We start from the raw sequence: 23,588 nt of genomic DNA on the forward strand, positions 1-23,588 counted from the left end.
CCCCGGAGCCGCCCCACCCGCCACCCCGCCCGGAACTGCCCCCTCCGGGACCGGGCCGTTCGGGGCCGGTCCCTCCGGCCCCAGCCCTTCCGGCCCCGGCCCCTCGGGCGCAGGCCCGTCCGGGACCTGGCCCTCAGGGGCGTGGACGCCTGAGGCCGGCAACTCCAGGGCCGAGCCCCCTGGGGCCGCCGCCTCGGGCGCGGGCCCATCCACTGCCTGGCCCACCGGCACCGCGCCCTCCGGCACCGCGCCCTCCGGCACCGGCACCGGGGCCGGGGCCTCGGGCGCAGGCCCGTCCGAGGCCGCAGCCTGGGCCGGGCCCGCCACCGGGCCGTCCGGCGCCGCACCCTCCGGGGCCGCGCCCTCCCGACCGGCCTCTCTGGAAGTAGGGCGGAGGGCAGGGCGGCGGCGGAAGGTGGTGTTGGTGGCTGCCGGGTTGACGGTGGTGGCGGGGGTGGGGGTGAGCGTCGCGTTGACGGCGGGGCCGTGGGGTGGCACGCCGGACACGCTGTCCCGGCGCACCCTGGTGCCCGGCCACATCGTGAGCGACGACGGCCGCGCGTTCCCCCGTGGCGGCCGGAGCCGGTTCACGGTGACGGTGGAGCCGCGCAACACCGGCGTCCGCCTGATCCGCCGCCTGGACGTGGGGGTGGCCCTGCAGCACGCCTCCATCACGGTGAACGGCCTGCCCGCCGGCGAGTGGCGCCCGCTCATGGGCGACGACGTCTACAAGTGGCGCAACCAGGTCGTCGAACTGCCACCGGAGCTGACGGCCGGGCGGCGCAAGCTGACGGTGGTCAACACGTCGCTCTCCTCCTCCGGCTTCAACGAGTTCCTGTACGTCGTGGAGCAGCGGCTGGACGGCGCGTGGGAGACGGCCGACACGGTGGACGTCGGCGAGTCGCACGCCTCCAGCGAGGCCGCGCACGACTACGGCACGGTCGGCGAGGACTGGGCCGACACGCAGACGTTCGCCTACCCGCCCCGACCCGAGGACTGGACTGTCGAATGAGTCTCCTGCGTGCCCTGCTGGCAGCGGCCCTGCCCCTGACGGCCGCCGCCCCGGCGGCCACCGTGCCCCCGGCGGCCGTGATCTCCACGGACTTCCCGGACCCGGACGTGATCGAGGCGGGCGGGACGTTCCTCGCCTACTCCACGAGCAGCGGCGCGGGGAACATCCCCTTCGCCACGGCGCCGGCGGCGGACGGCCCGTGGACGGTGCGCGGCGACGCGCTGCCCGTCCGCCCGTCCTGGGCGGTGGCCTGCGGGGGCGGCGCCGACTGCGGCCTGTGGGCGCCTGACGTGTCGCGCCGCCCGGACGGCCGCTACCTCATGTACTTCACCGCGCCCAGCGCCGCCGCGGGCCGTCGCTGCATCGGCGCGGCGCTCGCGGACGGCCCGCTCGGCCCGTTCCGGCCGCTCGGTGACGGCCCGCTGGTGTGCGACCCGAGCGAGGGCGGCGCGATCGACCCGGCGAGCTTCACCGATGCCGACGGCAGGCGCTACCTGCTCTACAAGAACGACGGCAACGCGGTGCGCAGGCCGGCGATCGTCTGGCTCCAGCGGGTGCTCGACGACGGCGTCACGTTCACCGGCCCGCGCCGCGAGCTCATCCGCAACGACGCGCCGGAGGAGCACGGCGTGATCGAGGCGCCGGTCCTGGTCAGGCGTCCCGGCCAGTACGTGCTGTTCTACTCGGGCGGCCCGTACGGCGACGATCGCTACTTCACGGGTTACGCCGTGGCGCCGACGCTGGCGGGGCCGTTCACGAAGGCGTACCGGCCGTTGCTGACGACCCGCACGCTAGGCGGGGCGGTGCGCGGGCCGGGCGGCGCGGACGTGCTCGGCGACCGCCTCTTCTTCCACGGCTGGGCGGGCACGGCCCGCTGGATGTACGCGGCGAGCCTGGGCTGGGCCGACGGGTTCCCGGTGGTGCGGGGCAGCAGGGTCCGGTACGAGGCCGAGCGGGGCACGATCCACCACGCGAGGGTCCGCTCGGGCGCGGCCGGGGCTTCGCAGGGCGCCGTCGTGGCCGGGCTGGACCATGACGACAGCTGGGTGGACCTGCGCGTGTTCGCGCCGGCGGCCGGGACCTACACCGCGTACGTCACGTACGCGGCGGGGTACGGCCATGCGCAGCACACCGTGACCGTGAATGGTTCGTCCGCGTTCGTACTGGACTATCCCGACCACGGCTGGGACCGGTGGAAGGAGGTCCCGGCCACGGTCACGCTGGTCCAGGGCTGGAACACGCTGCGCTTCCGGCACCACAGCCGGTGGGCCGAGCTCGACCACGTCGAGCTGGCCTAGCGGCGGACCTTGTAGAGCAGGTGCAGCACCCGGTTCCCCCGGACGACCACGTGCGGGTCCTCCAGCAGGTGCTGGGCGTCGACGGAGCCGAAGTAGCGCTTGCCGGAGCCGAAGACGACGGGCACGACGTCCATCGCCACCTCGTCCACCAGGCCGAGCGCGAACGCCTGCCCGCCGACGTCGCCCGCCGCGACGGCGACGGTGCGCTCCCCGGCGAGCTCCTTGGCCTTGGCGACCGCTTCGGCCACGTCGCCGACGAAGTGGTAGGACGCCTCGGGGTGCCAGCCTTCGGGCTTGGGCCGGTGCGACACCACGACGACGTGCTCGGCCGCCGGCGGCGAGCCGTCCCAGCCGTTGGTCATGTCGAACAGGTGCCGCCCGATCACCATCGCCCCCATGCCCGCCCAGATCGGGCGGACGTAGTCGGCCGACGCCTGCGACACCCTGATCGGGCTGCCTTCGGCGAGCTCGGCGTCGCCGTTGCCGTACCACTCGAACAGTGGGCCGACCTGGTCGTCCAGGTCGGCGATGAAGCCGTCGACCGACACCACGTTGTGCATCACCACGGTGCTCATCAGGTCTCCTTCGTGCGTCGCGTTCTGTCCTCTCGCCTGTGCGTCGACCGAGCGGCGCCGGAATCGACACGGCTTCCGGAAATTTCTCCTACGTGGCGGACCGGCGGCCGGGCAGCAGCCGGGCGGCCTTGGAGCCGAGGCTGACGCCCTGGTAGTAGAGCCGGGGCGGCACGTGCGGGAGGAGCCGCGAGTGCCGCCGGCTGCGCAGCGCGTGCAGTTGCTCCGGCGGCAGGCCGATGTAGCGGGTCAGGTTCTCGTACCACCGGGCGCTGTAGCGGGCGTCGCGCTGGGTGAGCCGGAGCGCGCCCCGGCGGTCGCGCCCGTAGCGGGCCAGGGCGGGCTCCAGGCTCTTCTCCTCGACCAGCGCCTCGACCAGGTAGGTGGCGTCCTCCAGGGCGAGCGCGGTGCCGGCGCCGACGGAGTAGTGCGTGGTGTGGGCGGCGTCGCCGAGCAGGACGAGGTTGCCGCGGTGCCAGGTCCGGTTGGTCACGGTGCGGAAGCGCTGCCAGCGCGCGCCCGCGCCGCCGATCAGCGGGTTCCCGTCGAGGATGTCGGCGAACAGCTTCTCCAGCAGCACCAGCATCTCGGCCTCGTTCGCCCGGTCCAGGCCGAGCGCCTGCCAGGTCTGCGGGTAGCACTCGATGACGCAGGTGCTGCGGTTCTCGCCGTAGCCGTAGCCGTAGCACCAGATCCAGCCGTGCTCGGTCTCGGTGAAGGCGATGGTGAAGCCGTCGAACAGCTTCGTCGTCCCCAGCCACACGTACGGGTTGCGGCCGGTCGTCACCTTGGTCCCGAAGTGTTCGGCGTGGCGTTCGCGCAGCGCGCTGCCCGCGCCGTCGCCGGCGACGATCAGGTCCGCCCCGGCCACGTCGTCCTCCCCGGTGATCTCGCGCTCGTACTCGACGCGGACGCCGAGTGAGCGGGCCCGGTCGGCGAGGATGCCGAGCAGTTCGCGGCGGCCGATGCCGAAGCCCTCGTCCCAGTTCTCGCCGCCCAGGCTGGCGCGGTCGTGGACGTTCATGATCCAGCTGTCCCAGCGGTACGAGCTCTTCCTGATCGCCTCCGCCGACTCGGGGTCGGCGCTGAGCAGGTCGTCGAGGAGCTCGCCCCAGAAGGTCACTCCCCAGCCGTACGTGGATCCGGCCGGATTCCGTTCATAGACGGTGATGTCGTACGCCGGGGCGACCTGCTTCATCAGGATCGAGAAGTACAGGCCGGCCGGTCCCCCGCCGACGCACGCGATTTGCACATCTGCCATAAGCGTGGCCTTCCCTCGGCCGCCCCCGGACCGCGCACGCCAGTACGGAGCTTCACCGGCTCATGACCATCTCCATCCGGTCACCGGCAGAAAGGTCGCTATGCGGCCAGGAGGAGGGTGAGCCCGCCGAGCGTGTAGCAGACCATGAGGATGAACAGCGGGATCTGCCCGGCGACGGCCTTGGCGGGGGCGAACAGCCGTACCGAGCGGTCGTGGGCGGCGATCACGCCGAGCACGTGCCCGGCGACGATGGACACGACCTGCACGGTGGCGATCGTGCCCGGCGAGACCACCGCCTCGTCCACGGTGCGCGAGGCGGTGCCGAGCAGGTCGAGGCCGGTGTCCAGCGGGTCCGACGCGAGGATGAACGCCCGCTGCCCCTCGATGACCAGCAGCGAGAAGTAGTGGGCGACGAGGTAGCCGACGGCGATGGGCACCAGCGAGTGGGCGAAGGCCCGCAGGTTGCCGTCGCCGGGCCGCCGGGAGCCGCCGATCAGGCCGGCGACGCCGATGCACGCGCCGTACAGCAGGGCGACCCCGGCGACGGCGGCGAGCAGGCCGAGCGTGCCGGTGGCGGTCGGGCCGGCGGCGGCGCTCTGCAGGGTGTCCACCCACACGGGGGCGTCGGAGAAGCCGTCGTAGGCGGTGGAGGCGAGCATGACGCACACCAGCGCCACCAGCCCGGGGACGGGCGTCACCGCGTCCAGGCCGTGGAACGGGTTGCGCAGCACGATCCTGCCGTCGGCGCGGCGGCCGAGCGGGGCCAGCCGTCCGATCAGCGCCGAGTACGCCTCGAACGCCTCGGCCCGGTCGAACCAGCGCGGCCCGTACACGAGTGACCCGGTCAGGTGCACGGCGGCGTAGCAGCCGAAGAACGCCAGCATGGAGGAGTTGGCGGCGGGCTCGGGGGCGACGAGCTCCAGCCAGGTGAAGGCGAGCAGCCCGGCCGCCGCCGGCCAGTGGCCGAGCCACGCGGGCGGCTCCCGGTCGCGGCGCCGCCCCGGCAGCCGGGCGAGTGCGGCGTGGACGGCGCGCAGCGGGTTGACCAGCCGCCACACCGGCCCGAACAGCAGCGACGCGGGCACCAGGCCGACCCAGAAGACGACGTAGACGAGCGTGGCCGCCGCGTTGCGCTCCGGGTCGTCTGGCCCGAACGCGGCCAGGAACACCGTGAACGCGGCTCCGGCCAGGCCGAGCGCGCGCAGCGCCGTCCGGGTGGCGGGGGCGTCGGCGAGCCGTTGCATCACGTGCGGCAGCGCCAGGCCGGCCTCCCGGCCGCGGAACTTCGACTCGGCCCAGAGCACGGCCAGCCCGAGGAACGACACGACGAGCGCGGCCAGCGCCCCCGCGAACGCGTAGAACGCGGGGATCGGCAGGTCGTGGCGTGACCCGATGCCGTGCGCGAGGATGCCGCTCATCGGACGACGAGCTGGGTCAGGACGAGGCGGGAGTCGTGGGTCTCCACCTCGAACAGGCCGCTGCGGTCGGCGGTGAACTCGAGAACGAGCGGGGTGCCCGGGGTGAGGGGGCGTTCGAGGTCGAAGCCGTGCACGTGGACGGTGTCGGCCCGGTCGCCCGTGACCTCCAGCCGCACCCGGCCGCCCTTCGCGACCTCGACGCGGCCGGGTGGCGGCGTCACCTTGCCTCCGCTGACGCTGACGGCGACGGTGACCGGCGCGGGGCCGGTGGCTGTCGCGGGGCCGGTGGCTGTCGCGGAACCGGTCGTGTTCGCCTCCGGGGCGGGTCCCTCGACGGTGGCGGTGCCCTCCACCGGCTTGCCGGCCACCGACCAGAGCGTGTGGTCGTCGGCGCTCAGGCGGGCGGCGAGCGTGTGGCTGCCCGGCGGCACGGCCTCGCGCGGCAGGTGGTGCCAGGGCCCGTACAGCCGGGCGATCTTCTTGCCGTCGAGGTAGAGGTGGGCGTGCCCGGTGCCGGGCAGCGCGGCCCCGCCGACGCTGTCGGGGGTGAACGTGAACCGCTCGGTGACCAGGCGCAGGTTCCAGCCCGAGTCGCTGTCGGGCCGCACCTCCAGCCGCACCGAGGGGGCCTCGGCGGCGGGGACGTCGCGGGTGCGGTGGTCGCCGTGGGCGTGCGGCGGCCCGGGGGTGCCGGCCGAGGCGGTGGCGGGCGCGTGGTCGGTGCCGGGCCGGTGGTGCGTGGTCACCGGCTCGCCGCACCCGCCGAGCAGCAGCGCCGCCGCCACGGCCAGGACTCCGAGGGGGAGGCGGGTCATGCGGCCGCCTCGGCGGCGACGGGCTCGGGCGCCCTGCTGCCCGGCGGGCGCGGCGCGAGGCGCACCACCGCCCACAGCACCCACACGATCGCGAACAGCACCCGCAACCAGGCCGGGCTGAGCGGCAGCCACGGGATCAGCATCAGCGACTTGTCCACCGCGTCGAGCAGCGTCAGCACGCCGAACACGACGGTGGCGCCGCCGAAGAAGCGGTACGGGCGCCGCAGGGCCAGTCCCATGCCGGTCAGCCCCGCGCCCAGGAGCAGCAGGGCCGCGGCGGGCAGCAGCGTGTGGTCCTGGGCGGCGCCGGGGACGTCGAGCGCCAGCCCGGCCAGCGCGAGCGCCGCCGACACCGTCCCCAGACTGCCGGCGCCGCGCAGCCGCCGCCACCACAGCAGCGCCACCAGCAGCCCGAGCAGCACGGACGTGCCGAGCGTCACCTGCACCTCGACCCTGGCCAGGCCGGACGCGCCGAACCAGTCGCACCCGGCGGGCAGTCGCCGCTCGGTCACGCTGTACTCGGCGCACACCAGCGAGTGGGCGAGCTTGGCAGGCTCGCCGACCACCCGGTGCGAGCCGGGCCCGGCGAGCTCGCCGGCCTTGCCGCCGCAGCCCGGCACCACGTACGGGCTGGTCGCGGCCCGGGTGTCCCAGCAGTTGCGGCTGCCCTGGCCGTCCCAGAAGACGTCGGTGGCGTTGGGCCGGACCGTGCCGTCGGGGGCGACGCCGAGCCGGTTGCCGCCGTAGAAGTTGTCGTGCGAGGTGTCGGCCTGCTTGCCCAGCGCCTCCTCGCCGCGCAGGAACGCCGGAGCCCACAGCAGCATGAACGCGGTCCTGTCGTGCCCGTAGACCCAGTTGCCGCGGTAGACGTTGTGGTTGCCGCCCGCCGTCAGGATGCCGGTGCCGGGCGCGACGCCGATCTGGGGGCAGACCACGCCGCTCTCGTAGCCGCGCTGCCCGGCGGGCTTGGCGCAGGTGCCGTCGCGGACGTGCCGGTAGTAGTTCTCGTTGTTGTCGTAGATCCTGTTGTTCTCGAACAGCGCGTGGTTCTGCGGGAGCCCGGGGTGGTCGGGGAACAGGCTGTCCATCGAGGCGCCGGCCATGTTGTCGTAGAAGTCGTTGTCGTGCGCCCAGACGGAGTTCCCGGCGGTGCCGGAGTAGCCGACCATGTTGTGGTGGCTCTTGCAGCGGCGGATCTCGATCGCGTAGCGGGGCACGTCGTGGCCCCGGCCGGCGTTGATGTCGGAGGCGCTGCCGGGGTAGATGCCGCTGTCGCCGTTGCCGTAGGACTCGCAGTCGGTGTAGAGGCCGTGGTCGGAGGCGAAGGTCAGGAAGCCGTACTCGTCGTTCCACCGGGTGAGCATGCGGTCGATGACGAAGCCGTCGGTGGCCAGGATGTAGAGCGAGTTGAACGTGGTCCGCTGGGCGGTGAAGTTGCGGAAGTAGACGCCGTCGGTCATGTCGGCGCGGATCGCGTTCAGCTTCCTGTACTGGGCGTCCACGACCACGTCGAGCGGGGACGCGCCGGTGCCCTCGATCTGGAGGTCCTGGATGCCGAGGATGGCGACCAGGTTCTGGTTGTGCGGGCACTGCTTCTGCTGCTCGAAGGAGAGGATCTGGTAGCCGAAGGAGGACCAGCGGGCCTGGAGGTTCGCGCAGGCGCCGGTGGGCTCGGGCAGGCTGGGCTCCTCCTGGTAGAGGCCGGGGAGGATCTTGATGGTGTAGCCGGGGCCCTTGACCTGGTCGACGGCCTCCTGGAGGTGGCGGAAGCCGTCCTTCTGGCAGCGTTCGAACAGGGTGAGGTTCTGCTCCTTGAGCGCGGCGGGGAAGGAGGCGACGCGCCGCTCGAAGTCGGCCCGGTCGCTCTTGCAGACGAGCAGTTCGGGGCCGGTGGTCCGGTAGACCGGCACGGTGCCCGAGCCGTCGGGGAACGTGACCGGGCGCTCCTCATGGGCGAGCGCCGGGGCCGCCTGGGCCAGGCATAACAGGGCGAGGAGGGCGGCCACCGCCAGCTTCCGCAGCATCGACATAGGGCAAAAGTAGAGCCAAGCTCATGTTCAGTCCACGCCCGGCGATGAATCGATACGGATGTCCGGTTCGTACTGGCGGACCAGCTCCCGCCCGATCCTCGCCAGCTCGGCGCGCACCTCCTCCGGCTCGACCACCTCGATCATGGCGCCCCACCCGGCGAGCTGCTCGGCGACCGCGCGCGGCATGTGCGCCGCGACACGCACCCGGACCCGCCCGCCGTCCTCCTCGGCGACGAGCTCGCAGTGCCGGCCGAAGTGCGTCCGCAGCACCGGGAAGAACCGGGCGCCGACCAGTACCTCGGCGTGGACGAGCGAGCGCCGCCGCTCCATCTCCGCCGCGACGCGCTCCCACTCCTCCTGAAGGTCGAAGCCGTCGGGCCGCTCGGCGGGCAGCTCGGTGACCTCCGCCCCGGCGACGCGGTCGACGCGGTACGTCCGCCGCCCGGCCGGGGTGCCCGCGACGAGGTACCAGATCCCGTCCTTGTCGACCAGGCCGAGCGGGTCCACGAGCCGTTCGGCCGCCTGCCCGTCCTTCCCCGGGTACGCGAGCCGTACCTTGAGCCTGCGCACCACGGCGGTCTGCAGCGACTCGACCAGGGCGGGCGGCTCCTTGCCTCGCTCCCCCCAGCCCGCCGGGTCCGACACGACGGCCCGCGCGGCGGCCTCGGCGTCGGCGCGGAAGGTGGCGGGCAGGGCGCGCACGAGCTTGCGCAGGGCGGAGGTCAGCTCGGGGGTCGCCGAGCCGGCCGGGCCGAGGACCAGGAAGAGCGCGCGCGACTCGGCGGCGTTGAGCCCGCTCAGGTCGGTCCTGGCGCCGCCGACGAGCTGCCAGCCGCCGCCGCGTCCGGGCTGCGGGTAGACGGGGATGCCCGCAGCGGACAGCGCCTCCAGGTCGCGGCGGGCGGTCGCGACGGAGGTCTCCAGCTCCTCGGCCAGCTCGGCGGCGGTCACCCGGCCACGGGACTGGAGCAGCAGCAGGGCGGCAACGAGACGGTCAGCGCGCATGTCCGCCATTCTCTCCAGGAAAGTGCTCAGTTGATGAGCACTTTGAAGGGAAGAATGGAGACATCACCACGAGAAAGGCACCGGACATGCTGCGAGGACTCACCACCGCCACCTTCTACTCCCCCGACTTCGAGGCCACCAGGAGCTGGTACACCGAGGTGTTCGGCATCCCGCCCTACATGGACACGCCCGGCTACCTGGAGTGGCGCATCGGCGACTACCAGCACGAGTTCGGCGTCGTCAACAGCGCCTACGCCGGGAGCGAGCTGGCCAGGACCCCATCCCCGCAGACCGTCGGGCAGCCGGCCGGGGCCGTCGTCTACTGGCACGTGGACGACGTGCCCGCGGCCCTGGAGAGGCTGGTGGCGCTGGGCGCCAAGGAGCACGACTCCCCCCACGACCGCGGCACCGGCTTCATCACCGCGAGCGTCATCGACCCGTGGGGCAACATCCTGGGCCTGATGTACAACCCGCACTACCTGGAGATCCTGGCCTCGCTCAAGGGCGGCGTGTGAGCGTCACCCCTTCGAGCCCGTGAACGCGATCCCCGCGATGAGCTGCCGCTGCATGACCACGAACAGCGCGATCACGGGCAGCGAGGCCACCACCGAACCGGCGAACAGGATGGGGAAGTTCGTCTGGAACTGCCCGCGCAGCGAGGCGAGCCCGGCCGACAGCGTCATCATCTCCGGATCGGTGTTGACCACCAGCGGCCAGAGCAGGCTGCTCCACGACCACATGACGGTCAGCAGCCCCAGCGCCAGCAGCCCCGGCCGCACCAGCGGCAGCATGATGTGCCAGTAGATCTGCAGCGGGTTGGCGCCGTCGAGCCGCGCCGCCTCGTCCAGCTCCTTGGGCAGCGTGAGGAAGAACTGCCGCAGCAGGAACGTGCCGAACGCCCCGAAGACGCCCGGCGCGATCAGCGCCTGCAGCGTGTTCAGCCAGCCGAGCCCCTGCATGATCTCGTAGCGCGGGATGATGAACAGCTCGCCCGGCACCATGAGCATGGCCAGGAACACCATGAAGATCGCGCCCCGGCCGGGGAAGCGCAGCCGGGCGAAGGCGAAGGCCGCCATCGAGCACAGCAGGAGCTGCCCCGCCGTGACGCCGACGGTGACCACCACCGTGTTGACGAACTGCCTGGCCAGCGGCACCGAGCGGAAGACCTCGGAGAAGTTGGACCACTCCCACGAGGGCGTGAACTTCGGCGGCACCCGCAGCGAGTCGGGCAGCGTCTGGAGCGAGACCACGACCTGCCAGACGAACGGCGCGATCATCACCAGCGCGCCCGCCGTCAGGATCACGTGAGCCGGCCACGTCCTGGCCCTACTCATAGTGCACCCACTTCTTCTGCAGCCTGAACTGGATGGCGGTCAGCACGAGGATCAGCCCGAGCAGCACCACGGCGATGGCCGCGGCCAGCCCGCGCTGGTTCTGCACGAAGCCCTTCTCGAAGAAGAGGTAGACGATCGTGCGACTGCCGTTCAACGCCGGGCCGTCCAGGTCGATCATGAGATAGACCAGGTCGAAGACCTGCAACGCGTTGATCATGGTGATCACGAGGACGAAGAACGTGGTCGGCGTGAGCAGCGGGAGCGTGATGCGGAAGAACTGCCGCAGCCGCCCCGCGCCGTCCATCGAGGCCGCCTCGTAGTACTGGCGCGGGATGCCCTGGAGCCCGGCCAGGAACAGCACGGCGTTGTAGCCGACCGAGCTCCAGACCCCGACGATCGCGATCGCGTAGATGGCGAAGTCGGGGTCGCCCACCCAGTACGGCCCGTCGATGCCCAGCTCGCCCAGGAAGTGGTTGATCGCGCCGAAGTCGCCGTTGAACAGGTAGCGCCAGGTCAGGCCGACGGCGGCGGGCATCGTGACGACGGGCAGGAAGTACAGCGTCCGGTAGACGCTCATGCCGCGCAGCCCCGGCACGTTCAGCAGTGCCGCCACGACGATCGCCACCGGCACGCCCGCCAGCACCAGCACCGCGTAGAGCAGGGTGTTGCCGAGCGCGCCCCGCATCTGGTCGTCGCCGAGCAGTTCGGTGAAGTTGTCCGTCCCCACCCAGGTGTGCCCGCCGAAGACGCCCGACTCGGTGAAGCTGAGATAGAGCGTCTGGGCGATGGGCCACAGGTAGAAGACGCCCAGGCCCAGCGCCATCGGGGCGATGAGGAGGTATCCCCACACCCACTCGCGCTTGGAGAGCATCCGTTACTCCTTGGCCAGGATCTCGTTCATCTGCGCCGCGATCTCCTTGGCGACGTCGGCGACCGGCCGCTTGCCCGACCAGGCGTCGGCCAGCAGCCTCTGCTGCACGTCCTGCCACTGCGCGGTGTTCAGCGTCGCCGGGTACGGCACGCCGTGCGGCATCGAGGCGTCGTAGGTCTCCTTCAGGTGGAAGGACGGGAACGCCTTGAACCAGCCGTCCTGCGTGCCCGGCCGGAGCGAGAGGGCGCCGCCGCCGCTGTCACTGAGGATCTTCTGCGCCTGCTCGGAGGAGACGAACTCGGCGAACGCCGCCGCCTCCGCCGGGTGTTCGCTCTTGGCCGACACGGCGTTGGCCAGGCCGAGCAGGATGACGGCCTCCTTCGCCGGGCCCGCGGGCAGCGGCGCCACGTCGATGCGCTCGCGGATCTCCGGGTTGGCCCAGAACGTGGAGGCGAACCAGACGCCGCCGTAGTACATGCCGTACTTGCCGGACTGGAAGAGCTGGATGGGGTCGGTGTCGGTGTAGACCTCGGCGACGGGCGCGACCTTGTCCTTGATCAGGCCGGTCCAGAACTCCAGGCCCTTGATCGAGGCCGGGTCGTCGAAGCCGCTCTTCTTGCCGTCGGGCGAGAGCACGTGGCCGCCCGCCTGGAGCATCGTCGGGTAGAAGCCGCCCTGGTCCCACATCGGGGCCAGGATGCCGAACTGCTTCTTGGCCGGGTCGGTCAGCTTCTTGGCCGCGGACTTGACGTCGTCCCAGGTCCAGTCGGCGGTCGGGTAGTCCAGCCCGGCGGCGTCGAAGATCTTCTTGTCGTACCAGAGGGCCGGGATGCTCACGTTGTGCGGCAGCGCGTACAGCTTGCCGTCGTAGCGGTAGCCGTCGACGACCGCGTCCGGCAGGCCCTCGGCCTTGGCCGCGTCGATCGGGGAGATGACGCCGCCCTTGGCGTACATGCGGACGTTGAGGCTGTTCATCCAGAAGACGTCCGGCGCCGCGCCGCCGGACGCGGCCGTCTGGAGCTTGGTCCAGTACTGGTCCCACGGGGTGATCTCCAGCTTGACCGTGACCTTCGGGTTGGCCTGCTGGAAGGCGGCGATGATCTTCTCGGCGCCGGCCTGGTCGTTCTTGTCCCAGATGGCGTACGTGATCGCGGCCTTGCCGTCGGCGGCCGGCTCGGAGGAGGAGCCGCAGCCCGCGGCGAGGACGGCGAGGGCGAGCAGCCCGGCCAGGGGGAGGCGGTGGCGCATGGTTTCTCCAGGTGGGGGGTGTCAGAACCGCAGGTTCGCGGTCCAGGCGGCGAGCTTGCCGTCGATCTCGGCCCTGGTCCGGGGGTGACCGGGGGCGTCGGGACGGCGCTGCCAGGGGTGCGGTCCGCCGGCCGGGCGATACTCCACGCCCAGCGCGTCGAGCCGCTTCTCGTGCACGGCGAGCCGGGCGAGGAACCCGCCGAAGTCGCGCTCCTCGCTCCACACCGCCTCGGCGAAGGCGGCCAGGCGCGGGAAGGCCATGTAGTCGAGCAGCCGCGGCGAGTCGATGTGCTCGGTCCACAGCGCCGCCTGCGCGCCGAGGATCCGGCCGCGCTCCTCTCCGGTCAGACCGGCGGGCACCGGGTCGAAGGCGTGCACCGCGTCCAGCGAGGTCACGCTGCCGATCGGCACCGGCTCCTGGTCGCCCTCGGCCTGGCGGAAGTCCAGGTACGTCTCCGCGAACGGCGAGACGACCACGTCGTGGCCGGACCGCGCGGCCAGCGTCGCGCACTTGTCCCCGCGCCAGGCCGCGACCGTGACCCCCGGCGGCAGGCCGCCCTCCAGGAGCTCGTCCCAGCCGAGCGGCTTGCGGCCCCGGGCCAGCAGGTAGTCGGTGAAGTGCCGCATCAGCCAGGTCTGCAGCTCCTCGGCGTCGCGCAGGTTCAGCTCGCGGATGCGCTCCTTGGCCGGGACGCTCTCGTTCCACTGGGTCTTGGGCACCTCATCGCCGCCGACGCAGACGTAGTCGCCGGGGAAGAGCTCCAGCACCTCGTCCAGGACGTCGGTGAAGAAGGCGATCGTCTCGTCGGCGACGTTGAGCACGTTCTCGCCGACGCCCCACTCGGTGCGCACGTCCAGCGGGGTGTCCAGGTTGCCGAGCTGGGGGTAGGCGGCGATGGCGGCCTGGGTGTGGCCCGGCAGGTCGATCTCCGGGACGACCGTGACGAACCGGTCGGCCGCGTAGGAGACGATCTCCCTGATGTCCTCCTGGCTGTAGAAGCCGCCGTGCGGGCGGCCGTCGAACAGCCCGTGCCGCTTGGCGCCGCGCGGCGACTCGCGCCGCCAGGCGCCGACCTCGGTCAGCCTCGGGTACTTCCTGATCTCCAGCCGCCAGCCCTGGTCGTCGGTCAGGTGCAGGTGCAGGACGTTCAGCTTGTGGGTGGCCAGCAGGTCGATGTAGCGCAGCAGGTCGTTCTTCGGCAGGTAGTGGCGGGCCACGTCGATGAGGCAGCCGCGCCAGGCGTAGCGGGGGGCGTCGGCGATCGTGACGGCGGGGACCGTCCACGTACGGTCGCCGGTGCGGCCCGCCCGGAACGCGGCGGGGTCGAGGAGCTGGCGCAGCGTCTGGGCCCCGTAGAAGGCGCCGGCCGGGGCCGTGGCCTCGATCAGCACCGACGCGGGGGTGACGGTGAGCCGGTACTCATCGGGGCCGAGCCCGTCGGTGAGGCGGATCTCGACGCCGCCGGGGCCTTCGGGCAGCGGCAGGCCGGTGGCCGGGCCGAGCGTCTCGCGCAGCCACGCCGCCGCCCTGGCGAGCGCCGGGTCGGCGGCCAGCGGCGTGGCGGCGTCGAACGTGAACCGCCCCGCCCCGGTGACGACCCGCGCGGGCACGGGAACCACCCCACCGGCGGCGGTGGCGGCCGTTCCGGAGGCAGCGGGCGCCGTCACAGGGGCTGCACCGTCCTGGTCTCGCGGGCGCGCTCGGCGGCCCAGACGACGAGGTGCCCGGCCAGCGCGTCGGCCGCGCCGGCGCCGAGCGGCGCCTGGTCCCCGGTGGCGACGGCGTCGAGGAACGCCGCGACGAGCCCCGCGTCGCCGCCGCCGTGGCCGTCGGCCAGCGAGGCGCCCGCGCGGGTCCCGGTGTCGACGATCTCCTCGTCCCCGGTCACGAAGTCGACGACCCGGATCGTCCGCCCGTCGCCCTCGGCGTAGCCGCGCGTGCCGAACACGCGGGTCTTGCGGTGCTCCAGCGGCGTGAAGGCCGTCATGGTGAACGACACGGTCGCGCCCCGGGCGAACTCCATCGTCACCACCTGCTGGTCGACCACGTCGTTGTCGCAGTCGTACACGCAGCGCCCGTACGGGCCGGTCTCCAGCGCGCTCATGACGCCTGCCGTCGTGGCGTCGGTGGTGACCGGGCCGAGCGGCCAGAACTCCCGGTCCGGGTCGCCGAGGCAGCCCAGGTAGAGGCGCTTGGCCGAGTAGGCGCAGGCGGGCTCGACCGGGCAGCTCACGCACCGCGAGCCCGCGCCCTCCGGCCGGTTCTCGGGCCGGAAGTGGGTCAGCGAGCCGAACGAGGACACGCCGACGGGCCGGTCCCCGACGAGGTGGAGCAGCCAGTCGATGTCGTGGCAGGACTTGGTCAGCAGCATCGGCCCGGACTCGGCGGCGTTGCGCCAGGAGCCACGGACGAAGGAGTGGGCCATGTGCCACCAGCCGACCGGCTCCAGGTGCTGGACGCTGGAGATCGTGCCGAGCCTGCCGCCGTCGACGAGCTCCTTGAACACCTGGGTGTAGGCGGTGTAGCGCAGCACGTGGCAGACGGCGAAGACGACGCCGGCGCGCTCGACGGCCTCGACGATGCGGCGCGCCTCCGGCTCGGTGGGCGCCATCGGCTTCTCCAGCAGGATGGCGTAGCCCAGCCCGGCGAAGGCGATCGCGGGATCGACGTGCAGGCGGTCCTGGGTGGCGATGACCACGGCGTCGGCCAGTTTCGGCGCGGCGGCCAGCTCGGCCCAGCCGGTGAAGCGGGCCTCCTCGGACACGCCGTGCTCGTCGGCGAGCCTGTCGCGCCGGGCCGGGTCCGGGTCGGCCACGGCCACGATCCGCGCCCGTCCGCCGGCCGTCGCCGCGCGGGCGTAGATCTGGCCTCGGGCTCCTGCCCCGACGACGGCTAAGGTCACTGTCATATCTGCCCGAACTCCCCGATTTATTGTGGAGTCCATAGATATTCATGGATCCGGTCTTGCAGTCAAGACCCGCTTGGCCGATGATCCCCCTAGCAGCGGACCGACATCGTCTGGAGACCATCAATAGTGAGGAGAGAGCCCGTGCAGGTCAACGGCGGCGACCTACAGCGGCTGCGCCAGCTGAACCTGCTGAGCAGCATCCGCGCGCTGCGTGAGGCCACCGGCCCGCTGACGCTGACCGAACTGGCCGCGAGAACCGGGCTGTCCCGGGGCTCGATGGTCGACGTTGTCACCGACCTCCAGGACCGCGGCTGGATCGCCGAGGTCGAGCCCGCCCCCGGGGGCATGGGCCGCCCCGCCAAGCGCTACCGCTTCCGCGCCGACGCGGGACACGTGCTCGGCATCGACATAGGGGTGCACAAGGTCCTGGCCATCATCACCGACCTCGCCGGGCGGGCCGTCGCCAGCGGGCGGGTCGCCGTGACCCCCGCCACCACGCGCGACGAACGGCTGGAGGCCGTCGACAGGGCGATCGACGCCGCGCTCGTCGCCGGCGGCCTCACCACGCTCGACCTGTGGGGCGTCGCCGCCGGGAGCATCGGCGTCGTCAACCGGGAAGGCATGGTCACCCGCGTCACCGCGCTGCCCGACTGGGCCGGCGTCGACCTCATCGGCCATCTCGGCCGCCGCCTGTCGTGCCCGATCACCATCGAGAACGACAGCAAGCTCGCCGCCCTGGCCGAGCAGCGGCTGGGCGTCGCGGCCGGCGTCCGCGACCTGGTCTACCTGCACGCCGGCCGGCGGCCCGGGGCCGCGCTCATCCTCAACGGCCTGCTGCACCACGGCTTCAGCGGCGCCACCGGCGAGGTCGGCCTCATGGACATCACCGGCTGGCGCACGATGGCCGGCCACCTGGAGAACTCCCCCGCCGCCGCGGGCGCCGCCCCGGAGGACGCCGCCGGGCTCGTCTTCGCCTCCGCCCGCACCGGCGACCCCGCCGCCCTGGCCGCCGTCGACGCCTACGCCGATCAGCTCGCGCTCGGCACCGCCGCCATGGTGCTGACCCTGGACCCCGAGCTGGTCGTCCTCGGCGGCGGCTTCTCCCGCTCGGCGGACGTCCTGCTGCCCGCGCTCCGCCGCGCCCTCGAACCCCACTGCCTGCGCGTCCCCGAGATCCGGCCCTCGACGCTCGGCGAGGAGTGCGTCTCGCTGGGCGCGGCCTGCCTGGCCCTGGACCACGTGGACGACCGGTTCTTCTCACCGCAGGGCTCGATCTCCCGGCCCGCGGCCCCGCAACGCCTCACCTGATCCCCCCTGCCGGCTCGCCCGGCGCACCGCAGAAGGAAAGTGCCTTGCGCAAGTTGATCCCCCCGATGGTGGCCGCCCTGGCCCTCGCCGCTCTGACCGTGCCCAGCCCGGCCTCGGCCGACCCCGGCCCCAGGCCCGCCGCGTACCGCCTCGACTGTGACGGTCAGGCTCCCGGCAGCTCGTGCACGGTCGTGGCGAGCGGCAAGAGCCGCCCGAACCACGTGCAGGAGTTCGTCGCCACGGTCAGGACCGGCGAGCAGGTGTGGGCCCGCGACACCATCTACACGCGCGAGGGCCAGGCCCGCACCCGCCCCTTCCCCCTGCCCGCCGGGAACGTGACCGTCGACGTCTCCGTCACCTCCATGCCGGAGAAGAAGGCCGGCACGCCACTGCGGCTCATGGCCTGGAACCTGTACGTGGGCGGCACCATCAACGGCCAGGAGAAGACGGGCCAGAACCTCGCCCAGCTCATCGAATACCTCAACGAGGTCAACCCGGACATCCTCTTCGTGGTCGAGGCGTACGGGTCCGGCGAGAAGATCCTCGACGGGCTCAACGCCGGACGCGCCGAGGACGACCGCTACACCGCCGCCCGGCTCACCCAGCCCGAGGACTACAGCGTCAACGGCGACAACCTGTGGATCTACACGAAGCTGGACATCCAGCAGGTCTACCCGCGTTACGCCGACGAGGACATCTCCTCCTTCAACCTCGGCGGCGCCCGCCTCGGCCTGCCCAACGGCAAGCACGTGCACGCGTTCAGCATGTGGACCTGGCACGAACTGTCGTCCAACTGGGACGGCCACGAGGCCGCCGTGCAGAACCTCTACGGCATGCCCAGGACCAAGACCGACCAGCAGCTCGCCGAGAACGACAACTTCCGCCGCGTCGCCATGGGCAAGTCCATCCTGGAGAAGGCGCTGCCGTCCTTCATCGGCGACGACGACGCCCCCGTGCTCATGGGCGGCGACCTCAACGCCTGGCCGCACCTCGACTGGACCGAGCAGTTCAAGAACGCGCGCGGCCACGCGGGCATGGTGCTGCCGTGGCCGCTCACCAAGATGTTCACCGACGCGGGCTTCACCGACACCTTCCGCCACGCCAACCCCGACGCCGGCCGCCACCCCGGCCGCACCTGGAGCTCGCTGAGCGGGTGGCGGTCCGCGCCCGCCCGCATCGACTACGTCTTCACGCGCGGCGAGGACGTACGCGTGCTCGGGTCGCGCATCGACGACCGGCGGCTCCCCCGCCACCAGGACAGCCCGCTCGACGACCCCTACCCGTTCTACTCCGACCACAGCTCGGTCATCACCGACGTGGTGATCCGGGGCAAGGGCACCGGCCCCGACCAGCCGGTCGTCCACGACGAGCCCGAGCACGCGCCCGGCGTCTGGCCCGAGGTCCCGGCCGGCACCCGGGTGCCCCCGGCCGAGCTCAGCGCCACGGCGAGCACGTTCAAGCCCGGCGCCGGCGACCCCGCCCGGGCCGTCGACGGCAACCTGACCACGGACTTCCACTCCTACTACCCCGGCCCGCCGCCGCAGCCCCACCACATCACCGTGGACCTGGGCAAGGTGCGCGAACTGTCCGCCGTACGCTTCCAGCCGAAGCTCCGCTACGACATGAACGGCACCGTCCGCCGGGGCGTCGTCCAGGTGAGCGACGACGGCGAGACGTTCCGCGACGTCAAGCGGGTCGAATGGCCGATGATGACCGCGCCCAACGACGTCGACCTGACCGGCGTCTCCGCCCGCTACATCCGGCTGCGCGCCGACTACGGCATGGGCGGCGCCACCGCTCTCGCCGAGATCATCCCGTATGAGGTAACTCGCTGACAATTACACCATTACAATGCCGTTCATGATCGTTGACCTCGGCCGAGGACGGTTACGGCATTGATCCTCAGATCGCGCGTGCGCGCCGCGAAGGTCGTCCCCATCGAGCTCTTCTTCGACCTCGTGTACGTGTTCGCCATCACCCAGCTCTCCCACCTGCTCCTTGAGCACCTCGACGCGGCCGGCGCGGCACAGACCCTGCTGCTGACGCTGGCCGTGTGGTGGGCCTGGATGTACGCCACCTGGACCACGAACTACCTCGACCCCGACCACCCGGCCATGCGGCTCACCATGGCCGGGATGATGCTCGCCGGACTCGCCATGGCCGCGGCGCTGCCACAGGCTTTCGGCCCGCGAGCCCTGTGGTTCGCGCTCGCGTACGTGACCATCCAGGTCGGGCGAGCCGCCGTGGCGGCCGTCGCCGCGCGGCGCGAGCCCATCGGCCACACGTTCCGGCTCATCCTCGCCTGGCACGTGGTCAGCGCCGCCCTGTGGATCGGCGGCGCCCTCGCCGGAGGCGGCGCCCAGGTCGCGCTCTGGATCGCGGCGCTGCTCGTGGAGTACGCGGCGCCCTGGCACGGCTACCGGATGCCGCTGCTCGGCCGGGCGACCACCACCGAATGGTCCATCGACGGCGGCCACATGGCCGAACGCTGCCAGCTCTTCGTCATCCTCGCGCTCGGCGAATCGGTGCTGATCACCGGCCTCACCCTGGCCGAGAACGACCACCTCTCCGCCGCCACCGTCGCCGCCTTCGCGATCGCCTTCCTGACCAGCGTGGCGATGTGGTGGGTGTACTTCGACCGGACCGCCGACGCCGCCGCCGAGAAGGTCGCCGAATCCGACGACACCGGACGGCTCGGGCGATCCGCCTACACCTACAGCCACATCCCCATCGTCGCCGGCGTCATCGTCGCCGCCGTGGGCGACGAACTCGCGATCGCCCACCCGCTCGGCCACACCACGGCCGGGGCCGCGCTCACCATACTCGGCGGCCCCGCGCTGTTCCTCGCCGGGCACGCCGTGTTCCAGCGCGTGGTCTTCGGCACCCTCCCGACCGGCCGCCTCGTCGCCGCCGCCCTGCTCGTCGCCACCGCCGTGGCCGTCCCCCTCACCTCCGCCCCCGTCCCACCCCTCGCCCTCGCCGCCCTCGCCGCCCTCACCCTCTCCACCGTCGCCCTCACCACCCCCCGCCACCCCTGACCTTCCTCGGGGAAACGGGCGGTGAGCGAAGGCCCAACCGAACGACCCGGCGCCCCGCACGGGCAAGGCACCCCGCACGGGCAGCCCAGGCCACCGGCCCGCGCGCACCCCGCCTTAGCGGGCAGCTCAGACCACTTCGTGGCACGCGGCACGGTGGTGTCCCAACGGCCCGGACGGCTCCAACAGCCCGGGCGCCCGTGGCCCCAACCGCTTAGGGGCACCGCCGTGCGGCATCCCCCGGTTCCCGAAAGCCCTGGAAGGTTCGGGGCAGCTCGGAGGCCCCCGAAGGCGCGGGGTTAGTCGGTGGTGGGGGTTGGGAGCTGCTGGAGCTCGGCGGTCGTGTCGCGGTGGGCGGATCGGACGAACTCGAGGATGGTCTCCAGGGCGCGGTCGTCGAAGGGCGCCAGGGACTGCTCGGTGCGGGTGATGAGCCCGGCGTAGGCGGCGCTGACGCGGGCGATGCCGTCCGGGGTGGGTTCGATGAGCACGCGCCGCCGGTCGCCGGGGTCGGCGACGCGGCGTACGCAGCCGGCGGCGACGAGGCGGTCGATCATGCGGGAGGCCGAGCCGGTGGTGAGGCCGACCTGTTTGGCGAGGGCGCCGGGGGTGGCGGGGCCGAGCCGGTCGAGCACGTGCAGGCATTGGACGTCGCTCTCGGCCACGCCGAGCCGGTCGGCGACGGCCTTGTTGAGCCGTACGACGGCGATGGCCCAGCCCGGTATCGCGTTCTTGACCAGCTCGGCGACCAGCGCCTGCCGTTCCTCGTCCATCACCCGACCGCCCTCCGGTTTGCTGCGTGACGCAGAGGTTCTGCTATAAATTAGCTGCGTCGCGCAGCTACTGCGTTATGCAGTCATTCTAGCGGATCGAGGAGCACCCACGCGCTATGACCACTCCCCCACCCACCACCCTCCTGACGGGACGGCCGGCGGTTCTCGTCCTGGCCGCGGTCCTCATCGCGTCGTTCATGGAGCTCCTTGACGCCACCATCGTCAGCGTCGCCCTCCCGGCGATCGCCGCCGACCTGGGCGCGGGTGACGCCGCGCTCCAGTGGACGGTCGCCGGCTACACGCTCGCCGTGGGCGCCGGCCTGATCACCGGGGGCCGCGCCGGTGACGCGTACGGGCGCCGCCGGGTGTTCCTCGCCGGGCTGTCGGCGTTCACGCTGGCCTCGGCGGGCTGCGGGCTGGCGCCGGACGCCGCCGTCCTGGTCGGCGCGCGCGTCGCGCAGGGCCTGGCGGGCGGCCTGATGATCCCGCAGGTGTTCGGCGTCATCCGGGCCTCGTTCGAGCCCGCCGCCCGGGCCAGGGCGCTCGGCGCGTACGGCGCGGTGCTGGGCCTGGCCTCGGTCGCCGGGCCGCTGCTCGGCGGGGTGCTGGTCGAGGCCGACCTGTTCGGGCTCGGCTGGCGGGCGATCTTCTGGGTGAACGTGCCGATCGCCGCCGTCGGGCTCGCCCTCGGGGCCCGGCACCTGCCCGACTCGCGCGAGCCCGGCCGCGTCCGGCTCGACCTGCCGGGCGCGGCGCTCGCCGCCTGCGCCGCCGTGCTCCTGCTGCTGCCTCTCGTGCAGGGGCGCGAGTGGGGCCGGCCCTGGTGGAGCTACGTGATCCTGGCGCTCGCGGTCCCGGTGACGGCGGTGTTCCTGGCCAGGCAGCGGCGGCTGGCCGAGCGCGGCGGGCAGCCGGTTCTCGATCCGGCGCTGCTGCGCGTGCGGGCGTTCGCGGGCGGGCTGGCGGCCTCGCTGCTGTTCTTCGGCGCGCTGGGGTCGTTCTTCCTCGCGCTCTCGCTCTACCTGCAGTCGGGCGCCGGCTACTCGGCGCTGGAGACCGGGCTGGTGATCCTGCCGTACGCGGTCGGCTCGATCATCACCTCGGGCCTCGGGGTACGGGCCGGCCGCGGCACCCTGGTGGCGGGGTCGCTCACGCTGGCCGCCTCCCAGGTCGTCCTCCACCTGGTCGTCAGCGGCGGCGCCGAGCCGGCCGCCTGGCTGCTGGCCGCGCCGATGCTGCTGGGCGGCCTGGGGCTGGGCCTCACCGCGCCCGGCCTGATCAACGTGGTGCTCGCCGGGGTGCCCGCCCGTGACGCCGGGGCCGCGGGCGGCGTGCTCACGACCGTGACGCAGATCGGCAACGCGGTGGGCGTCGCCGTCCTCGGCCTGATCTTCTTCGACGCCCTGGAGGGCGCGGGCGGGACGCCCGGGCTCGCGGCGTACTCCGGGGCCATGAGCGCGGTGCTGCCCTGGCAGGCCCTCTGTTACGTGGGCGCTGCCGCGCTGATGTTCCTCCTGCCCAAGCAGACCCGATGACCCCCGAGGAGATCCCGATGACCGAAGCCCCGTACGCCGGCGTGGACCCGTTCGCCGTCACCGTCCGCGCGATCGGCGAGCCGCATCCGGCCCGTGCCGCCCTGCGCGCCGCCGGCCCGATCGTCCGGGCCGACGCCCCCGCGGGCGGCCCGGCGTGGATCGTCACCGAGGAGGCGCTGGCCCGCCAGGTCCTCGTCCACCCCGACATCGTCAAGGACCCGGCCTGGGCCCCGGAGAGCTGGGACCCGCGCACCGCGGGCCTGGAGCCCACCGCCGCCGCGCAGCCGTCGCTCACCACGCTCGACGGGCCCGCGCACGAACGGCTGCGCCGGGCGCACGCGCCCCTCTTCACCGCGCGCCGCCTGGCCGCCTACGCGGACCGGATCACCGGGCACGCCCGCGACCTGCTGGCCCGGCTGGCCGCCACGGGCGAGACCGTGGACGTGATGGCGGACTTCGCCACCCGTTACCCGCTCACCGTGGTCTGCGACGTGCTCGGCGTGCCGCTGGAGCGCGTCGACCAGGCGATGGCGGCCTGCCGGAGCATGTACAGCCCGGACCCCGAGGAGGTGGGCGCGGCGATGGCCGCCTTCGCGGAGCTGGCCGGCGCGGCGCTGGCCGAGGGCCGGGACGGCCTGGCCGCCGAGCTGCGCGAACGGGTGCCCGAGTTCAGTGAGCCGGAGGTGCACTACCTGATCTTCACGCTCGTGTTCGCCGGTCAGCTCACCACCGATCCGTCGCTCGGCTTCCTGCTGGCCCGCGCGCTCGACGTCGCCCCGGAGCCGTCGCAGGCCGAGGACTTCGTCAACGAGACGCTGCGCAGGCACGCGCCCGCGCCGTTCACGCTGTGGCGGTTCACCTCGGCTCCGGTCGAGCTGGCCGGGGTGCGGCTGCCCGCCCGCTCCCCCGTGCTCGTCGACATCCAGGGCATCAACCTCGATCCGCGCCGGGCGATCGGGCCGGACCTGACCTTCGGCGCCGGCCCGCACTACTGCACCGGCGCACAGCTCGCCCGGCTCGAACTGCGCGCGCTCGTCGAGGTCCTGCGCACCGACTTCCCCCGGGCGCGGCTCGCGGTGCCGTACGCCGAGCTGCGGCAGACGGACTTCGGCGGCATCCAGGGCAGCAGGCTCACCGCGCTGCCGATGCGGCCGCACGGCTGAC

Annotated in this window: 20 protein-coding genes; 8 read left to right on the top strand and 12 right to left on the bottom strand. The window is 72.9% G+C overall.

Annotation, left to right across the window (positions count from 1 at the left end; all coding sequences use genetic code 11):
• Window positions 1-424: 424 nt before the first annotated feature.
• On the top strand, window positions 425-1,012 hold the full coding sequence (locus ACBI99_RS00005; RefSeq protein WP_219515057.1) for a hypothetical protein: 588 nt from the start codon (window positions 425-427) through the stop codon (window positions 1,010-1,012).
• Window positions 1,009-2,310, top strand: coding sequence for a family 43 glycosylhydrolase (locus tag ACBI99_RS00010; RefSeq protein ID WP_357585758.1), 1,302 nt, complete (start codon window positions 1,009-1,011; stop codon window positions 2,308-2,310). Before ACBI99_RS00005 ends, ACBI99_RS00010 begins: the two co-directional genes overlap by 4 nt.
• Here ACBI99_RS00010 and ACBI99_RS00015 read toward each other — a convergent pair.
• The 6 genes from ACBI99_RS00015 to ACBI99_RS00040 all read right to left on the bottom strand — a co-directional run bounded on the left by ACBI99_RS00015 (window position 2,307) and on the right by ACBI99_RS00040 (window position 9,411).
• Window positions 2,307-2,885 carry a dihydrofolate reductase family protein gene (locus ACBI99_RS00015; protein WP_219515053.1) on the bottom strand — a complete coding sequence of 193 codons (579 nt, stop codon included), beginning with the start codon at window positions 2,883-2,885 and terminating at the stop codon, window positions 2,307-2,309. The two genes, ACBI99_RS00010 and ACBI99_RS00015, sit on opposite strands and share 4 nt — an antisense overlap.
• A gap of 88 nt (window positions 2,886-2,973) precedes the next feature.
• Window positions 2,974-4,143: an FAD-dependent monooxygenase gene (locus ACBI99_RS00020; RefSeq protein WP_246646555.1), complete on the bottom strand. Its 1,170-nt coding sequence runs from the start codon at window positions 4,141-4,143 to the stop codon at window positions 2,974-2,976.
• 98 nt (window positions 4,144-4,241) lie between these two features.
• Window positions 4,242-5,561 carry a hypothetical protein gene (locus tag ACBI99_RS00025; protein ID WP_375071357.1) on the bottom strand — a complete coding sequence of 440 codons (1,320 nt, stop codon included), beginning with the start codon at window positions 5,559-5,561 and terminating at the stop codon, window positions 4,242-4,244.
• A complete protein-coding gene (locus ACBI99_RS00030) occupies window positions 5,558-6,376 on the bottom strand; it encodes a hypothetical protein (RefSeq protein ID WP_375071358.1) in 819 nt (272 codons plus the stop codon). The genes ACBI99_RS00025 and ACBI99_RS00030 overlap by 4 nt, the downstream gene beginning before the upstream one ends.
• Window positions 6,373-8,406, bottom strand: a complete 2,034-nt coding sequence (locus tag ACBI99_RS00035) for a right-handed parallel beta-helix repeat-containing protein (RefSeq protein WP_375071359.1) — start codon at window positions 8,404-8,406, stop codon at window positions 6,373-6,375. The genes ACBI99_RS00030 and ACBI99_RS00035 overlap by 4 nt, the downstream gene beginning before the upstream one ends.
• Window positions 8,407-8,433: 27 nt before the next feature.
• On the bottom strand, window positions 8,434-9,411 hold the full coding sequence (locus ACBI99_RS00040) for a YafY family protein (protein WP_219515035.1): 978 nt from the start codon (window positions 9,409-9,411) through the stop codon (window positions 8,434-8,436).
• 86 nt (window positions 9,412-9,497) lie between these two features.
• On the opposite strand from ACBI99_RS00040, the gene ACBI99_RS00045 reads away from it, so the two are divergent.
• Entirely contained in the window at window positions 9,498-9,926 is a 429-nt protein-coding gene (locus ACBI99_RS00045; protein WP_375071360.1) for a VOC family protein, read from the top strand.
• Between the two features lie 3 nt (window positions 9,927-9,929).
• Here the strand turns inward: ACBI99_RS00045 and ACBI99_RS00050 are convergent, their stop codons facing one another.
• The 5 genes from ACBI99_RS00050 to ACBI99_RS00070 are packed head-to-tail and all read right to left on the bottom strand — an operon-like array spanning window position 9,930 to window position 15,773.
• Window positions 9,930-10,745, bottom strand: coding sequence for a carbohydrate ABC transporter permease (locus ACBI99_RS00050; RefSeq protein WP_375071361.1), 816 nt, complete (start codon window positions 10,743-10,745; stop codon window positions 9,930-9,932).
• Window positions 10,738-11,616: a carbohydrate ABC transporter permease gene (locus tag ACBI99_RS00055; protein WP_375071362.1), complete on the bottom strand. Its 879-nt coding sequence runs from the start codon at window positions 11,614-11,616 to the stop codon at window positions 10,738-10,740. Before ACBI99_RS00055 ends, ACBI99_RS00050 begins: the two co-directional genes overlap by 8 nt.
• Before the next feature lie 3 nt (window positions 11,617-11,619).
• Window positions 11,620-12,864, bottom strand: coding sequence for an ABC transporter substrate-binding protein (locus ACBI99_RS00060; protein WP_375071363.1), 1,245 nt, complete (start codon window positions 12,862-12,864; stop codon window positions 11,620-11,622).
• Between the two features lie 21 nt (window positions 12,865-12,885).
• Window positions 12,886-14,532, bottom strand: coding sequence for a beta-N-acetylhexosaminidase (locus ACBI99_RS00065; RefSeq protein ID WP_375071364.1), 1,647 nt, complete (start codon window positions 14,530-14,532; stop codon window positions 12,886-12,888).
• Window positions 14,529-15,773: a Gfo/Idh/MocA family oxidoreductase gene (locus tag ACBI99_RS00070; protein WP_357585746.1), complete on the bottom strand. Its 1,245-nt coding sequence runs from the start codon at window positions 15,771-15,773 to the stop codon at window positions 14,529-14,531. The genes ACBI99_RS00065 and ACBI99_RS00070 overlap by 4 nt, the downstream gene beginning before the upstream one ends.
• A gap of 141 nt (window positions 15,774-15,914) precedes the next feature.
• Between ACBI99_RS00070 and ACBI99_RS00075 the strand changes: the two genes are divergently transcribed.
• Genes ACBI99_RS00075 through ACBI99_RS00085 form a run of 3 tightly spaced genes read left to right on the top strand, consistent with a single transcriptional unit; the run spans window position 15,915 to window position 20,119 of the window.
• Window positions 15,915-17,081, top strand: a complete 1,167-nt coding sequence (locus ACBI99_RS00075) for an ROK family transcriptional regulator (RefSeq protein WP_219515024.1) — start codon at window positions 15,915-15,917, stop codon at window positions 17,079-17,081.
• Between the two features lie 44 nt (window positions 17,082-17,125).
• The gene (locus tag ACBI99_RS00080; protein ID WP_375071365.1) at window positions 17,126-18,916 is read left to right on the top strand and encodes a discoidin domain-containing protein; all 1,791 of its coding nucleotides are present in this window, start codon (window positions 17,126-17,128) and stop codon (window positions 18,914-18,916) included.
• A 60-nt stretch (window positions 18,917-18,976) separates the two neighbouring features.
• Window positions 18,977-20,119 (top strand): low temperature requirement protein A, encoded by a 1,143-nt coding sequence (locus ACBI99_RS00085; protein ID WP_375071366.1) that lies wholly within the window; start codon window positions 18,977-18,979, stop codon window positions 20,117-20,119.
• 296 nt (window positions 20,120-20,415) lie between these two features.
• Here the strand turns inward: ACBI99_RS00085 and ACBI99_RS00090 are convergent, their stop codons facing one another.
• Window positions 20,416-20,889, bottom strand: coding sequence for a MarR family winged helix-turn-helix transcriptional regulator (locus tag ACBI99_RS00090; RefSeq protein WP_375071367.1), 474 nt, complete (start codon window positions 20,887-20,889; stop codon window positions 20,416-20,418).
• A 116-nt stretch (window positions 20,890-21,005) separates the two neighbouring features.
• Here ACBI99_RS00090 and ACBI99_RS00095 point away from each other — a divergent pair, with 116 nt between their 5' ends.
• Both ACBI99_RS00095 and ACBI99_RS00100 read left to right on the top strand, forming a co-directional pair.
• The gene (locus ACBI99_RS00095) at window positions 21,006-22,424 is read left to right on the top strand and encodes an MFS transporter (protein WP_375071368.1); all 1,419 of its coding nucleotides are present in this window, start codon (window positions 21,006-21,008) and stop codon (window positions 22,422-22,424) included.
• On the top strand, window positions 22,421-23,587 hold the full coding sequence (locus tag ACBI99_RS00100) for a cytochrome P450 (protein ID WP_375071369.1): 1,167 nt from the start codon (window positions 22,421-22,423) through the stop codon (window positions 23,585-23,587). The genes ACBI99_RS00095 and ACBI99_RS00100 overlap by 4 nt, the downstream gene beginning before the upstream one ends.
• Window position 23,588: the final 1 nt, after the last annotated feature.

The organism is Nonomuraea sp. ATR24, assembly GCF_041950485.1.
GTDB lineage: Bacteria > Actinomycetota > Actinomycetes > Streptosporangiales > Streptosporangiaceae > Nonomuraea > Nonomuraea ceibae.

Excerpts from the sequence above, each read along its gene's own strand:
- ACBI99_RS00010 (WP_357585758.1), top strand. The coding sequence starts at position 1,009 with ATGAGTCTCCTGCGTGCCCTGCTGGCAGCGGCCCTGCCCCTGACGGCC.
- ACBI99_RS00050 (WP_375071361.1), bottom strand. The coding sequence starts at position 10,745 with ATGAGTAGGGCCAGGACGTGGCCGGCTCACGTGATCCTGACGGCGGGC.
- ACBI99_RS00025 (WP_375071357.1), bottom strand. The coding sequence starts at position 5,561 with ATGAGCGGCATCCTCGCGCACGGCATCGGGTCACGCCACGACCTGCCG.
- ACBI99_RS00040 (WP_219515035.1), bottom strand. The coding sequence starts at position 9,411 with ATGCGCGCTGACCGTCTCGTTGCCGCCCTGCTGCTGCTCCAGTCCCGT.
- ACBI99_RS00030 (WP_375071358.1), bottom strand. The coding sequence starts at position 6,376 with ATGACCCGCCTCCCCCTCGGAGTCCTGGCCGTGGCGGCGGCGCTGCTG.
- ACBI99_RS00055 (WP_375071362.1), bottom strand. The coding sequence starts at position 11,616 with ATGCTCTCCAAGCGCGAGTGGGTGTGGGGATACCTCCTCATCGCCCCG.
- ACBI99_RS00015 (WP_219515053.1), bottom strand. The coding sequence starts at position 2,885 with ATGAGCACCGTGGTGATGCACAACGTGGTGTCGGTCGACGGCTTCATC.
- ACBI99_RS00035 (WP_375071359.1), bottom strand. The coding sequence starts at position 8,406 with ATGTCGATGCTGCGGAAGCTGGCGGTGGCCGCCCTCCTCGCCCTGTTA.
- ACBI99_RS00070 (WP_357585746.1), bottom strand. The coding sequence starts at position 15,773 with ATGACAGTGACCTTAGCCGTCGTCGGGGCAGGAGCCCGAGGCCAGATC.
- ACBI99_RS00090 (WP_375071367.1), bottom strand. The coding sequence starts at position 20,889 with ATGGACGAGGAACGGCAGGCGCTGGTCGCCGAGCTGGTCAAGAACGCG.
- ACBI99_RS00095 (WP_375071368.1), top strand. The coding sequence starts at position 21,006 with ATGACCACTCCCCCACCCACCACCCTCCTGACGGGACGGCCGGCGGTT.
- ACBI99_RS00100 (WP_375071369.1), top strand. The coding sequence starts at position 22,421 with ATGACCCCCGAGGAGATCCCGATGACCGAAGCCCCGTACGCCGGCGTG.
- ACBI99_RS00045 (WP_375071360.1), top strand. The coding sequence starts at position 9,498 with ATGCTGCGAGGACTCACCACCGCCACCTTCTACTCCCCCGACTTCGAG.
- ACBI99_RS00060 (WP_375071363.1), bottom strand. The coding sequence starts at position 12,864 with ATGCGCCACCGCCTCCCCCTGGCCGGGCTGCTCGCCCTCGCCGTCCTC.
- ACBI99_RS00020 (WP_246646555.1), bottom strand. The coding sequence starts at position 4,143 with ATGGCAGATGTGCAAATCGCGTGCGTCGGCGGGGGACCGGCCGGCCTG.